General features: G+C 61.2%; 14 protein-coding genes, 1 tRNA gene and 1 other RNA gene. 11 read left to right on the top strand and 5 right to left on the bottom strand.

All coding sequences use genetic code 11. The features are described from left to right. The first annotated feature begins 117 nt into the window (after nucleotides 1–117). Nucleotides 118–768, top strand: coding sequence for a DUF7978 family protein (locus NLK60_RS09515; protein WP_254807561.1), 651 nt, complete (start codon nucleotides 118–120; stop codon nucleotides 766–768). An 87-nt stretch (nucleotides 769–855) separates the two neighbouring features. Continuing rightward, on the top strand, nucleotides 856–1,776 hold the full coding sequence (locus tag NLK60_RS09510) for a DUF7978 family protein (RefSeq protein ID WP_254807560.1): 921 nt from the start codon (nucleotides 856–858) through the stop codon (nucleotides 1,774–1,776). Between the two features lie 72 nt (nucleotides 1,777–1,848). Here the strand turns inward: NLK60_RS09510 and serB are convergent, their stop codons facing one another. Then, complete coding sequence (serB, locus tag NLK60_RS09505) at nucleotides 1,849–2,493, bottom strand: phosphoserine phosphatase SerB (protein WP_254807559.1); 645 nt, start codon at nucleotides 2,491–2,493, stop codon at nucleotides 1,849–1,851. A 143-nt stretch (nucleotides 2,494–2,636) separates the two neighbouring features. On the opposite strand from serB, the gene NLK60_RS09500 reads away from it, so the two are divergent. After that, nucleotides 2,637–3,440, top strand: coding sequence for a ParB N-terminal domain-containing protein (locus tag NLK60_RS09500; RefSeq protein ID WP_254807558.1), 804 nt, complete (start codon nucleotides 2,637–2,639; stop codon nucleotides 3,438–3,440). Nucleotides 3,441–3,506: 66 nt separating this feature from the next. Here NLK60_RS09500 and NLK60_RS09495 read toward each other — a convergent pair whose 3' ends face one another. After that, a complete protein-coding gene (locus tag NLK60_RS09495; RefSeq protein ID WP_254807557.1) occupies nucleotides 3,507–4,109 on the bottom strand; it encodes a TIGR00296 family protein in 603 nt (200 codons plus the stop codon). A gap of 115 nt (nucleotides 4,110–4,224) precedes the next feature. Between NLK60_RS09495 and rnpB the strand changes: the two genes are divergently transcribed. Further along, nucleotides 4,225–4,619, top strand: an RNA gene (gene rnpB, locus NLK60_RS09490) — RNase P RNA component. Nucleotides 4,620–4,763: 144 nt separating this feature from the next. On the opposite strand, the gene NLK60_RS09485 is transcribed toward rnpB, so the two are convergent. Together NLK60_RS09485 and NLK60_RS09480 are read right to left on the bottom strand one after the other, a co-directional pair. Beyond that, a complete protein-coding gene (locus tag NLK60_RS09485) occupies nucleotides 4,764–5,192 on the bottom strand; it encodes an OsmC family protein (protein WP_254807556.1) in 429 nt (142 codons plus the stop codon). Between the two features lie 280 nt (nucleotides 5,193–5,472). After that, nucleotides 5,473–5,545 (bottom strand) — tRNA-Arg (locus tag NLK60_RS09480). A 456-nt stretch (nucleotides 5,546–6,001) separates the two neighbouring features. Between NLK60_RS09480 and NLK60_RS09475 the strand changes: the two genes are divergently transcribed. The 7 genes from NLK60_RS09475 (at nucleotide 6,002) to NLK60_RS09445 (ending at nucleotide 12,217) form a co-directional block, all read left to right on the top strand. Then, nucleotides 6,002–6,319: a hypothetical protein gene (locus NLK60_RS09475; protein ID WP_254807555.1), complete on the top strand. Its 318-nt coding sequence runs from the start codon at nucleotides 6,002–6,004 to the stop codon at nucleotides 6,317–6,319. A 184-nt stretch (nucleotides 6,320–6,503) separates the two neighbouring features. Then, complete coding sequence (locus NLK60_RS09470) at nucleotides 6,504–7,943, top strand: single-stranded DNA binding protein (protein ID WP_254807554.1); 1,440 nt, start codon at nucleotides 6,504–6,506, stop codon at nucleotides 7,941–7,943. A 244-nt stretch (nucleotides 7,944–8,187) separates the two neighbouring features. Then, a complete protein-coding gene (gene tnpA / locus NLK60_RS09465; RefSeq protein WP_254807553.1) occupies nucleotides 8,188–8,577 on the top strand; it encodes an IS200/IS605 family transposase in 390 nt (129 codons plus the stop codon). Continuing rightward, nucleotides 8,574–9,809 carry an RNA-guided endonuclease InsQ/TnpB family protein gene (locus tag NLK60_RS09460; RefSeq protein ID WP_254807552.1) on the top strand — a complete coding sequence of 412 codons (1,236 nt, stop codon included), beginning with the start codon at nucleotides 8,574–8,576 and terminating at the stop codon, nucleotides 9,807–9,809. Before tnpA ends, NLK60_RS09460 begins: the two co-directional genes overlap by 4 nt. 156 nt (nucleotides 9,810–9,965) lie before the next feature. Next, on the top strand, nucleotides 9,966–10,403 hold the full coding sequence (locus NLK60_RS09455) for a histone (RefSeq protein ID WP_254807551.1): 438 nt from the start codon (nucleotides 9,966–9,968) through the stop codon (nucleotides 10,401–10,403). 3 nt (nucleotides 10,404–10,406) lie between these two features. Next, on the top strand, nucleotides 10,407–11,420 hold the full coding sequence (locus tag NLK60_RS09450; RefSeq protein ID WP_254807550.1) for a histone deacetylase family protein: 1,014 nt from the start codon (nucleotides 10,407–10,409) through the stop codon (nucleotides 11,418–11,420). Nucleotides 11,421–11,569: 149 nt separating this feature from the next. Further along, nucleotides 11,570–12,217: a DUF6517 family protein gene (locus tag NLK60_RS09445; protein ID WP_254807549.1), complete on the top strand. Its 648-nt coding sequence runs from the start codon at nucleotides 11,570–11,572 to the stop codon at nucleotides 12,215–12,217. An 81-nt stretch (nucleotides 12,218–12,298) separates the two neighbouring features. Here NLK60_RS09445 and cca read toward each other — a convergent pair whose 3' ends face one another. Further along, complete coding sequence (gene cca, locus NLK60_RS09440; RefSeq protein WP_254807548.1) at nucleotides 12,299–13,684, bottom strand: CCA tRNA nucleotidyltransferase; 1,386 nt, start codon at nucleotides 13,682–13,684, stop codon at nucleotides 12,299–12,301. Nucleotides 13,685–13,788: the final 104 nt, after the last annotated feature.

Below are 13,788 nucleotides of genomic sequence, written 5' to 3'. Positions count from 1 at the left end.
CAAATTCGTTCGAGACAGTCAAAACACCTGTGCAGTGGCTCACTGGCCTTCATCTCGAATCAGTTGTGGACACATATGCCGAAAATTATAAAACTTATCTGTGAGATACCTTCGGTGATGGCAGACGAAAATCAAATGGAATATGACGAATCGGGGGCTGGACAGCCAGTACAGGGGGCCGGTGAGCAACCACAGGCAGCATCGGACGCGGGGTCTGAGCTGCCAGTCAAGGAAGGGGCCGTATTCGGCGTTGGCGCGTTCTTGCTGAGTTATCTGACGTCGTTGGCAGTCGTCATCGGGACGTTCGCCCTGGGTGGCGTCGACGCTGACGACATGGCTGCTTCCTGGGAGTTCGCCGCATGGGGGCTGCTTTCCGGACTCGGGGCGACGTTCGAGGTAGACGGTGAGGTCGCCTCACTCGTCAGTGCTGGAGGAGGATTCGGTAACGTCGCAATCGTGTTCATCCTCGTTCCCCTCGTCGTGTTGCTCGCCGCCGGCTACAGCATGGCAAAGTACACCGACGCGACGGATGCCGGTGAGGCAGCCAAGGCGGGCGCGCTCATCGTCCCCGGCTGGCTCGTGCTTGCCGTCATCTTCTCGGTCGTTGCGGAGTACGAAACCGACGCCGAAGTCACGATGGGCGTCGCAACCGGCGACGCCGTCCTCTACGCTGGCGTCCTGATCCCGGCGCTGTTCGCCATCGCTGGCGGTCTGCTTTACAGCTGGCCGGATCCGGTCGAGAAGGCGATGGAGAAAATCGACGGCTAACCGCAGCCACGCGCTTTTTTCGCGATTCGAGTCGCACACAGGTCAACGAACCGAAAGAATAACGACCGCCTATCTGGACCTACAGGTATGTCCCTCGACAGACGGCTCGAGTACGAGCCAGCGCCCTCCAGCGCGGCGGATACGACAGCGGAATCCGAACAGGAAGCGAGTGACTCGAGCGACGGCTACGACCTCTCGGTGCTGAAACCTGGCGCTGCCGTCGGACTGGGGATTTTCACGATTGCGTATCTCGTCAGTTATCAGTTCGTCATCGCCTCCGGTGGAGGTATCGCCGACGGTGGCGTCACCGACGGCGGGGAAGGCCCCGCCCGGTGGACCCTCGCTGGTTTTCTCCTGCTTTTGGTTAACGGCGGGACGTTCACCCAGGACATCGAACGGCTGTTGTACCCGGCCGATGTGTTGTTTCTGTTCGGGTCGATGATTTTCGTGCCCGTACTCGCCGTTCTCTTTCTGAGTGCCGGTGGGCTCATCGTTCGTCTCACCGAACCACAGGATCTACGATCGACGGTTCAGGCGGCAGCGGCCGTCGTTCCGAGCTATCTACTAGTGCTCGCGCTCGCGACACAACTGTTCTCGTACACGCCGGAGGGGGAAGACGTACCGTGGGGGGAGTTCGACTCGGTTGCGGTCACCCTCGACAGCACGTTGCTCGTGACGAGTGCCGTCTTTTCGTTCGCGTTCATCTGCCTGGGAGCCGTGATCGCCAATCGTGGCGTGGTGTTCGGATCGAACGGTGGTCGAACGCAACCAACCGGTCCGGGAATTGCCGTCGCCTCTCAGTCGTCGGATGCTGAAGGAACAGGTGACCACACCGCGAGGAAGACCGATTCGAACCATCGTCGAACCGCGGATACAGGCGAGACACGGCAGTCTGGCTCGAGAGAGACGCCAGAACCGACGCCTCGTTCGCCTGATGAATCTGTCGGGATGTCGACCGAGACGGGATCGGTCGACGACCACGAGCGCTATCGGCCATCGGACCGCTGACGCAAATCGGCCATCGGACCGCTGACGCAAACCGATTATAAAAACTGAACCAGTACTCGAGAACGCCCGCCGCTATTTCAGGACGCCAGCCCGTTCGAGTTCGTCGCGAACGCCAGCCATCGACGTGACGACGACGTCACAGTGTGGCTCGACGGCCGGTTTCGGCTCGAATCCGATCGCCAGCCCCGCAACGCGGAGCATCGGGAGGTCGTTTGCCCCGTCGCCCACCGCGACGGTTTCCTCGAGCGTCACGCCGACTGCGGTCGCGAGGTCTTCGAGTGCGTCGTCTTTGGTCCCCTCGATGAGGGGGCCCTCTGCATCGCCGGTCAGCGCCTCGCCGTCGCTATCGAAGGGGAGTCGGTTCGAGACGATGTGATCGACGGTGACACCTTCGCGTTCGAGTGCCGCCTGGACCCCGCGTTCGAAGCCGCCGGTGAGAATCGCCGTCGTCACGCCGGCGTCGCTGAGCGTCTCGAGCAGGTCGGCGGCTCCATCACGGAGTCTCACCTCGTCGTAGGCGGCCGTTACCTCGGCTTTCGGTAGTCCCTCGAGCAGGGCTGCTCTCGAGCGAAGGCTTTCGGCGTAGCCAATCTCGTCGTTCATCGCGCGTTCGGTGATGTCGGCCATCTCGTCGGCGACGTCGATCCGTTCGCCGAGCAAGACCGTCATCTCCGAATCGGAGAGCGTTCCGTCGAAGTCGAATGCGACGACAGTCATCGACCGAGGATTATCAGCGGTCGGTTAAACCCCTTCAGGTTCGTGCGAATCTCGAGCAGTGTCTCCCCTCGAGGATGTTACGGATGGCTACTGGCCGATTACTTACTACCGAGCAGGTGGCCGCTCTTCCGAGGGACGCTATCGTGTCTTCAGGACGTTCTCGAGCGGTCGCACGCAACCCGTCGCCAGCAGACGACTCGACAGCCGTGACTCGCATCTTGGAGACGCTCACTACGCAGCGGCCGCCGGTTTCTGATCGGCCGTTTTTCGTCCCCGAACAGGTGCGGTGGTATCACCGCCAGCGACTTCGCTTCCAGACCTGGCGGGCCTGCGGCCGCCAGTGTGTCGCCCCGATAGATCCGACGGCGACCCTCGAGATCCCCCCGGAAGCGATCACGCATACGCTCGACCCCTCGTGGCGACGGCGTCTCGAGGCGTCGACGCCGGGACACGTACAGGCGGTGACCGGCGGTGACTGGGACCGGACGGGGACGCGATTTCTCGAGAGCACCCCCTACCGAACGGTGGCCGACGTGCTTGGGTCACAGCGCGAGATAGAACTCGATGAAGCGGACAAGCTGGAGGCTCCGGCCGAGGGCTCGATAGCACGGCTCGAGTGGCTACTCGCCGATATCGCAACCGGCGGCTACCGGTCGGTTGCCGAACGGCGCAATCGGCGTCGCGATCCAACGGAACCATCGATACTCGACCCACATCCACAATTACCGCCGGCAAAAAGCGAGGTTCGCGTCACCGTCGGCCGCGATGGGCGCTTGCTCGTTCACAGCGGCCACGGGCGGCTGGCCGTCGCACGTCTCCTCGGGGTTCGGTCGATACCCGTCCACGTCTACGTTCGTCAAGAGCGCTGGCAGCGTCGTCGTGACCGAGTGGTCCTCACGGGCTCCGGCCGAGGGTCTCATCCGGATCTCGCTTGCCTCGAGCCATGATACAAGACGCGTTCGTTCCACTCTCGAGGAGGCGGTGCCGCTGATGCGGATTTCGGAAAACCGCGATTACAATTGTTCGATGCTGCCGTCGCTCGAGCGCTCGCGGAAGACCTGTCCTTCGAACAGCGTCACGACGACGTCGTCATCTTGCCAGGCGTTTGGGGCGAGTCCGGCCTTGCGGCAGGTTCGGTCCAGGTACTCGTGTTCGCTCCAGCCGTTTTCGACGGGAACCGTCGGGTAGAGCCAGCCGGTTTTGCCGCCACCGTCGATGGCGACGCCGTGGGTGCCGAGCTCGAGGTCTGCCAGCGGGTCGTCGGTGAGCACTACGTTGCGGACCGTACAGACCGAGACGGTAAGATTCGAGAGTTCTGAGGGGGTTACTTCCGAGCCACAGGAATCTCCGCTCGCGGCTTCGATTGCCGCGTCGACGATGACGTGACCGAGCTGTTCGCCCGAGCGATAGCCACCGGCACAGCCGCGCAGGCTGCCACGGCCGCGCGTGGACTCGAGGCGGACGAACGCGCCGCTGCGCTCGTAGAACGTTTCGCGCATACTGCCCGGATGTTCTCGTTGCCCGTTTTGTACGTACGATTCGACGGACTCACGTGCGAGTTCGACCGCTCGTGCGCCGTCTTCGTAGGAAAGGTCAGCGCCCTGTCGCTGGGACATACTCCAACACAAGGGCCTAGTTTCTCAAAAACGCTTCCATTCACTCACGCTTCGATTTAAGCCCGTTGACGACGACGACCGAGAGACTTAACCGAGCGACGGGCCTACGGTGAGTGGGAGAGAGAGCCTGGCTGCCGCGATAGTCGGGTCGGAAACGGCCCGACTACCACACGCGGTCGCTCCATCGGGGCGGCCGCGCCCGCGAGGAAAGTCCCCCCACCGTTCGGGTCGGTGACCGGGTGCAAGCCCGGAGCGGGAGACCGCTGGCTCTGGAACAGAAACGACACGTCTCGGTCCGACCGATGAGGCGCGCGAACCCAACCGCAAGGACGGGGAGACCCCGCCGAGGGTCGGCCAGTTGGCCGTTAGACGACCGAGGATCGATGGAACGGCGAATCCTCACCGGTGCAAGTCTATTCCGTTGGTAACCCGACAACGCCGCTTTCGCGGGCGGGATGGATGCTTAGCCGAATGCCGGGATGAACAGAAGGGGGCTTACTCCTCTCACCTACACTATCTTCAGAGCGGCCGCGCTTGTAGCGCCGCCCACAGCAGTCGTCTCATACGGTCCGCTGTACCTTTTTACCGATGATTGTCATACCGGGTCGGCAATCTCCGGGAAGAGAGGACAAAAACCGTCTCAGATACTCGTCATCAGATACTCGTCAGCGACACGTCGATACCGGTCTCGTTCTCGACGTTGTCGGTAATTGGACAGCGCGACTTGACGCCCTCGACCCAGGCCTCGAGTTCGGCGTCCGTCGCGTCGGCTTCGACCTCGAGGTCGACCTCCAGTCCCTGGAAACCCGGTCTCGCGTCGGTCTCCTCGCCCTTGTAGGCGGCGTAGTCGACACCACCCTCGACGGTGACCGTCAGGGAGTCGATATCGATGTCCATGTCTCGAGCAACCATCGTGCCCGTCGAGTTGAGACAGCCGGCAACCGAGCCAAGCATGTACTCGACCGGGTTGACGTCACGGCCGATTTCGAACTCGGCGTCGCCCGTGTCGACGGTCATCCGTTTGGGACTGATTCTGATTCCCTCGAGTGTGTACCACGATACGGCGTCGGATTGGTCTGCCATGCCCCATCGTTTGTTCGCGAAGGGGGTGTTTGTTTCGCCGGTTTTCGACAGCCGGGATTTGGCCGACTCGAGTGCCATAAACGGTGTTTGGGGCGAAAGCGTTCTGGCGGACTCTGACAGGAACGAAGGTCTGTAAAGCACGGTGCCTCGGTGAGATCCGGAGATTTGAACTCGCCAAGACGTTCCGGGCGTACGGGCTGTGGCTTGTCTGCTCAAATCTCCGGGTACGTTTCGCCGACACCTGCCGCTTGCGTTGCTCGCGGGTTGGTGTCGACAGAAACGTCCTGACGGAGATTTGAACTCCGGTCCCTGGCTCCGCAAGCCAAGAGGATAGTCCACTACCCTACCAGGACTCATCTATTCGTTACCCGGAAACAGTTAAAGCCCTTTCGAAAGGGATGGGCGTGATGGGTGTCAGTGGCAGCCATGGTGCCTGTCACGGCCGACTAGTGTCTCGGTTAGTTTGGTGCTAACCGGCCGATGAACGTTCTCGAGATCGAACTTGGACGTTGAGAACCGACTCGCGGACCGACTCGAGTAATCGGCGAAACGATGGAACGGACCTCTTTCGGTTGTTTGAGAGGTGAAACGGTACCGTGGACCGACCAGTCACCGTGTAGAGACACCGGTTTTACCTGGCGGGTCGGTCGACAGTATCAGCAGACAGTTGCTCGAGGCGAACTGGCATGTAACTGTTTTTTCGAACCGTTGCATCGTTGTGACTGTCTGAATTGGCGGTAATTCAGTCCGAAGTTCGGGGACGGTGACGGCCGCTTATATCGATATCCGGTGGCCACGAAACTGGCACTATGCCACGAACGACTCTCAGCAGACGACGATTCGTGACCGTTGCGGGCGCAGCCGGAGCGGTCGCGCTCGCGGGTTGTACCGATGACGAGGAAGCACCGATCGAGGACGACGACGGTATCGGGGACGATGGCGAAGATGGATTCGACGACGGTGAAGATGGTATCGACGACGACGGCGAGGAAGACGAACTCGACGACGACGGTGAAGACGATGACGACGGTATCGATGACGAAACGAACGATACCGATACGGACGATGATGGCGAGGAGACTGCTGATGAAGAAGACGACACGAATGACACGGACACCACTGACTAATCACGCATACGGGTAGTAATCGCTTCGTTTCCCCACCACTTGCGGCTTTTATTTTTGGTCCCACTGCCCCTCGAGTTTAAATACCATCCCGACTCCAGCGACAGCATGGAGAAACCGGGAACGCACCGACGGTCACACCAAATGGACAATGCTTATGCGCGGGCTACCCATGCACGAGCATAGAATGAGTGACATCGAGGGGATTTATGAGGACCTCGAGGCTGACGTCTCCCTCGAGGAGTTTCGGGAGGCTGTCGAGGCCAAAGTCGAGCAGATGGGCGGTCTCGCCGACGAGGAGACGGCGGCGATGCTCATCGCCCACGAACTCGGCGAGAGCGAGGTCAACGGCGTTGCCGACATCGAACCGGGGATGGAGGAAGCGAAGTTCGTCGCGAAAGTCCTGAAAATCGGCGAACTCCGCACCTTCGAACGCGACGGCGAGGACGAAGATGGCCGGGTCGTCAACGTTGAAGTCGCCGACGAAACTGGCAGCGTACGGGCTGCCTTCTGGGACGAACACGCCCAGGCAGCCGTTGACGAACTCGAGGAAGGGCAGGTACTCAAAATCAAGGGCCGGCCAAAAGAGGGCTTTAGCGGCGTCGAAATCAGCGTCGACGATGTGGAGCCGGATGACGATACCGAAATCGACGTCCAGCTGACGGACACGCATACGGTCGAATCGCTCTCACTCGGCCTCTCGGACGTGAACCTCGTTGGGGTGGTGCTCGACACCGGCTCGATCCGAACGTTCGACCGGGACGACGGCTCCGAAGGGCGAGTGGCGAACATCACCCTGGGGGACTCCACCGGCCGCGTGCGGGTCACCCTCTGGGACGACCAGGCTGACGTCGTCGACGAGTTCGAGGCAGGCGACACGGTCGAGGTCGTCGACGGCTACGTTCGTGACCGGGACGGCTCCCTGGAGTTGCACGTCGGCAATCGCGGTGCCGTCGAAGCCGTCGACGAGGACGTCGAGTACGTCCCCGAAAGCACGGCCATCGAATCGCTCGAGCTGGGTGAGACGACGGATATCGCCGGTGTGGTCCGCTCGGCGGACCCGAAACGCACCTTCGACAGGGACGATGGCTCGGAGGGGCAGGTCAGAAACGTTCGCGTCCAGGATGCAACGGGCGACATTCGCGTGGCGATGTGGGGCGAAAAGGCGGACATCGACCTGGGGCCGGGCGACGAGGTTGCGTTCGCCGACGTCGAGATCAAAGACGGCTGGCAGGACGACCTCGAGGCCTCAGCCGGCTGGCGGTCGACGGTGACGGTTCTCGGTGGAGCGGACGGTGCCGGGTCGGTTGGCGACGAGGACGCTGCTGGCAGTTCGGACACCGGCCTCTCGGCGTTCGCCGACGCCGACGCCGGCGGTGGCGAATCGACAGATTCCGAAGCTGTCGACACCGAATCCGCTGCGGACAAAGCGGAGCCGACGGGGCCGTCCGACGGCGAATCCGTCGAATTTACCGGTGTCGTCGTCCAGGCGGGTGACCCCGTCGTTCTGGACAACGGCGAGGAGACGATGAGCGTCGAGACGAGCGCTGACGTTGGCCTCGGCGAGGAAGTGACCGCCCGAGGGCAGATTCGTGACGGCCGCCTCGAGGCTGACGACGTGTTCTGACCGGGGGGTAAAGTAGCCAGTGCACACCCTATCGCCAGACGCCGTCGTGATAGGTGTGTAAATCGTTTCACTGCCTACGATCGTTTTTGTGACCGCTGATACATAGTGCGAGCGCATACCCGCGTCTTCAGGCGCGGGTCGAGCGGTAGGCATAGTGCGTCCGGCTCACGTTGCTACGAACAGTTGGATTCCCCACGTAACTCGGTAGTTTGAAGACCGTTGTCCACCATAGTGTGTAGTACGGATGAAGACCACACGACACGCGACCTACAACCTCAAATACCACATAGTGTGGTTGCCGAAGTACCGCAACTCGGTGCTGGTTAACGAGGTAGAAGACCGTGTGCGTCGAATCCTCCACGAAATCGCCGACGAAAAAGGATTGGAGATTGTCGACCTCACCGTCCAATCCGATCACGTTCACCTGTTCGTGAGTAGTCCACCGAAACACGCCCCGTCACTTCTCGCTAACTGGTTCAAAGGGATCAGTTCGCGGAAATACAACCACCGCTACGCCGACCACGACGGTGAGAAAATCAAGTGGGCGCGCGGCTACTACGCCGGAACAGCAGGACACGTCTCAAGCGAAACGGTTCAAGGCTACATCCAGCGTCACGAGGAGGACGAACAGTGACCGAACTCACCGAGACGCTGGAACTTAAGCTTGTGGAACCGAACACTCACAAGCACCGGAAGCTCTGCGAGACAAAACGAGCGTATCAAGACGCCCTCGAAGCCGCGTTCAACGCAAACTGCACCACTCAGACCGAAGCGAACGACGTGGTGGTCAACTACGACCTGAGCGGTTACGCGAAGAACGCGCTCAAGAAGTACGTTCCACAATTGTGCGGGGGAAGCTACGACGCCAAAGAGCTTCGCGACGACCACCCTGTTCGGTTCACGAACGAAGGCCCGAAGCTCGACCACAAGCCACAGAACGCAATCGAGTGGTACGTCAAAATCCCGCATCACAACGACTACCATCTCTGGTTGCCTGCCCAACCGAATCCCGAACAGCGAGAGTGGCTGGAAGCGTTGCACGCGGGGGACGCAAAGATGGGCGAGTGTCGGCTGTTCGACCGCGATGGTGTGTGGTACTTCCACATCGTCGCCACACGGGACGTGGAGGAACGATCCAGTTCGGCGGACGAAACGCCGATTGGGGTAGACATCGGGGAAGCCTCTTTGTTAACGGTGTGTCACCGTGACGAGCGCGGCTCCCCGGCTACATCCAACCTTTGGAACGACGAAGGGAAGCGAGTACGACAGCTCCGTGAGACGTATTTCACGGCGACTCGACGCCTTCAACAACGCGGAAGCGAACGTATCGCCGAATCCTACGGCGATTCACTCTGGCGACAGATAGGCGACATTCTCCACACGGTCACGTCGGAGGTCGTCGCCTACGCAGACCAATTCGACAACCCTGTGTTGGTTCTGGAAGACTTGACGCATATCCGCGAGAACATGGACTACGGCGCGTTCATGAACCGTCGGTTGCACGGATGGGGCTTTGCGAAGATGCACGCCCAACTCCGCTACAAAGCCGCCGAGAAAGGGATTCGCGTGGAGACGGTGAATCCCGCCTACACCTCAAAGGCGTGCCACTGTTGCGGAGAACAGGGCTACCGCCCCGATCAAGCGACGTTCACGTGTTCCAACTCGGCGTGTTGGGTTTCGGAGTACCACGCGGACATCAACGCCGCGCTCAATATTGCAGACCGCTACCTCAGCGGAGAGAGCCATTCAAGAGAAGACACGAGTGGCGATGACTCGGCTGAGGAAGGGGGCCGTTTGACCGGCCCACAAGACAGCCAAGCCGATGCTGAAGCCCAGCAATTGACGCTTGGATCGTATGCGTCTTGAAACCTTAGGTTCGAATCGCTCGGCCTGAAACCCTATGGTGGGATTCCCGCGACTTTAGGCGCGGGAGGAGGTCAAGAAGCATCCGAACGCAGTTCGACCGTTCGAACTGTCGCCTGTACGAAAAGCGTTAAGAAGGTTTACTCCGGCTATCTGTGTATGAACGTCGAACTCCCGTTCGCTCCGGTGGACACGATCATCCGGCGAAACGCGGGGGACCTTCGGGTGAGTGCTGGGGCGGCCGAAGAACTCGCAAAGGAGATCCAACGTCACGGTGCGCGATTGGCCGTGGGTGCGGCCGAGCGGGCGACGGCAGACGGCCGGAAGACGTTGATGGCGAGTGATTTCGAGGTCGAAACCGTCGTCGACGCTGACGCTCTCGAGTTACCGGTCGCCCCGGTCGACCGCATTGCACGGATCGATATCGAAGATCACTATCGCGTGTCGATGGATGCGCGGATCGCCCTCGCAGACATCCTCGAGGATTACGCCGATAACGTTGCCAGAGCTGCGGCGATACTGGCGCGTCACGCCGACCGTCGGACGATCACGGCGGACGATATTGAGACCTACTTCGCGCTTTTCGACCATCGATAACGTATGCGCTTTGGGTATAGCAACACCTGTCTCGAACACGATCCTGGCCCGCGCCACCCGGAGACGCCGGACCGGTTGCGGGCGATTCGAGAGGGACTCAAACGGAAACACGGCGTCGAATACGTCGAAGCCGATCCGGCGTCGCTCGAGACGATTTCGGGCGTTCACGACCGCTCGTATCTCGAGGACGTACGGGAGTTCTGTGCGGATGGAGGCGGAAACTGGGACCCGGATACGACTGCGGTCGAAGAAACCTGGGATGCTGTTCGGATGAGTGCGGGACTCGCCTGCTGGGCGGCGGACCGAGCGCTCGACGGCGATGACGGTCGCGAAACGCCGTTCTCGATCGGACGGCCACCGGGCCATCACGCCATCTACGACGACGCGATGGGCTTTTGCTTCGTGAACAACGTCGCGGTTGCGGCCCAGTGGGCGCTCGATGCGGACGCCTACGACGTCGACCGCGTCGCCATCGTTGATTGGGATGTCCATCACGGCAACGGCACCCAGGACATCTTTTACGACCGCGAGGACGTGTTCGTGGTTTCGGTCCACGAAGCGGGGCTGTATCCCGGGACGGGTGCGGTCGAAGAAACCGGCGCTGGCGATGGCGAGGGTACGACGATGAACGTCCCGATGCCGGCGGGTGCGGCCGATAGCGGCTACGTCGCGGCGTTCGAACGCGCAATCGTGCCCGCACTCGAGGACTACAACCCGGACCTCGTGTTGGTCAGTGCCGGCTTCGACGCCCATCGTCACGACCCGATTTCGCGGATCCGACTCACGTCGGAAGCCTACGCGCTGTTGACCGACCGAATCAGGTCGCTCACCACGTCAGTCGATGCCGGACTCGCCTTCGTCCTCGAGGGAGGATACGGACTCGAGGTGCTCGCAGAGTGCGTCGCGCTGGTCCACGAGACGTTCGATGGGCGCGACCCGCTTGGGCCGGACGACGAGGTCGACGAGAAGGTGACCGAGCTGCTCGAGGAAGTTCTGGCGGTTCACGATCTCGAGTGACGTTTCTCTGACGTCCGCCCTGGTGTGTTTCTCGGACGTCAGTTCTGGTGTTGCAACTGACAACGGATCCTCTATCGTGTTCTTTTATTCACAGGACTTCGTCTCTTAGCCAACAAACTCATGAGGACTGATGATATATGAAACCGGTAATGAACCGAAGAGCCGTTCTCGCTAGCACCGGTGTCGTCGGCCTCGCGGGTCTGTCTGGCTGTCTGGGCCTGGCTGGACTCGACGAACACGAATCGAAGCCGGCCGGGGTCGACCGGTCGGTGCTCGACGATACCGGGTACGACCAGACCGGAGTCGAACCGCTCAGTATTCAGGAGGAGTTCGACGCCGTCCTCTTCAGCGAATCGGTCAGTGTGACAAACCACATGACCGAACACGACAAGGAAGTCGAGATTCCCGGAGTGGGAAGCCAGCGGGCGGCCACCTTCGTGGTATTGACGACGCCGCAGGTATCGGTGCTCGGTCGTGAGCTCAACCCTGTCGGAGAGATGTCGACTCGAGAGCTGGTCGACCTCGTTGCAGACAATTACGACGATATCGGCGACCCGAGGCCGGTCGGTGAGGAGGAGGTCACCGTCTTCGGAGAGACGACGACGATGTCACGATACAGTACGCAGGCTGACTTCGACGGCACCGAACTCGACGTGCTCATGCACGTGACCACCGCCGTCGAAACCGAGGACGATCTTCTCTTTACCGTCGGCGTCTATCCCGAAGATCTCGAGGACGTCGAGAGTGACAATATCGTCGCGCTGGCCGAGGGTGTTATCGGGGACGCTCACGAGTAGTCGGCCGACGCGATTCGGAGTGGTATAGCGACACCCGAGACTCAATTCGGAATTTGTAGCAAATAGATTGTAAATCTATATCTACGGGCTCGGCTCGAAATAGCGCCGAAGCGCCGGACCGAAGTCTTCGAGCAGGTCGCTCAGTTCGTCGTCGACGAGCACCGTGTAGCCGTCTTCGAGCGCCGTTTCGACGTGCGTACCGAGGCTGACGTCGAAGAGGCTTGGGCTCTCGAGGAACTCGAGCGCGCTGGTACACGTACGCTCCCGCTCGACCACGTATCGGTCGCCATCGATGAACGGCCCGTAGACGCTGTCGTCGTCGACGTAGGCGGCGAAAAACCCTTCGGCGTGGTCTCGGATGTGAACAGGTGGTCCCTCGTGTCGTTCGATTTTCGGCCGCGTTCGAACGCCGACGTCGAACAGCAAGACGGCGGTATCGGCTGCCATCGTCGTCTTGCGGAGGACGTCGAAGCCCCTGGTGTCGAGGGCACGAGCGATTCCATCGAGGGACTTGTGCAGTTGTGGATACAGCTGATCATCGACCAGGTCGGGGATGTCGAACCTGATCGCGAGCGACGTTGCCCCCCGCCGCTCGAGGTGCGTTTCCAGTTCGGCGGGCTCGAGTGGGTCGGGGTCGGCAGGTCTGAAGTACTCGAGTGCTGGCTCGGAGAGGAGCGCTCGTGCGTAGTGCTGCAAGCGGGCGACATTCGCCGGTGAGCAGACGGCAGCGACGTTTCGCGTGGGGTCTGTTGGGTCGATGACGATCAGTGGGTCATCGAAGCTGACCGACCCGTGATCTTCGGGGTCGAGTTCGACCGGCGGGTGCCAGTCGGCGGCGGCCTCGAGTAGCGGCCGGAAGCCGCCGTATTCGAGGACGAGCAGTTCGGTCAGATACCCGCTAAAGCCCGCAGTCCGGAGGTTGGAGCCGTAGACGCCGATTCCTTTCAAGAACTGTTTGGTGACGCGGCTGTCGTCGGCCAGGGTCTCGTCCAGTCGGCGATCGAGGTAGCGGTTGTGAAACGGTGTGCGGTCGACGGCCGAGCGGATATCGCTCGCTCGCTCGAGTCGAAAGCAGGGGACAATGTCGATGTCGAAGCCGTCGTAGGTGCCTTTGACGTACGGGTGTTCGGCGTACTCCTCGTGGCCCGAGGGGAGCGTTTCGTGGCCGACCTCGAGGCCGACGCGCTCGAGGGTGTCGCGGTCGGTTTCGGGTGGAAACCGAACGAAGATGTCGATGTCTCGGTCGCCACTGACCCAGGTGTTGCGGGCGGTGGAGCCGACCTGCACGACGTCGGCGTCGGGGATACGTTCGGTGACGGCAGCCGTCGCTCGTGCACGGAGGGTGGTTGCCACCTCCTCGAGACGCTGGCGTTCGGTTGCATCAGGCGTACTCTCCCGTCGTATCGCCTCCGTGACGGCCTCGAACGACATGGCTTCGGCCGGTTCGTCGGCACCCTCCTCGGTCATATCCGTATGGTACTCGAGGGGTGATAGAAAGGCTGTCGACACAGCCTGTGAACCGATGACAGCATGAGGGCAAAAACGAAAGCCCTATCAAATCAACCCGACAA

This window comes from Natronosalvus amylolyticus, from assembly GCF_024298845.1.
Taxonomy (GTDB): Archaea; Halobacteriota; Halobacteria; order Halobacteriales; family Natrialbaceae; genus Natronosalvus; species Natronosalvus amylolyticus.
Note: the sequence above shows the minus strand (reverse complement) of the source record. Positions and strands in the feature narration are given on the sequence as shown.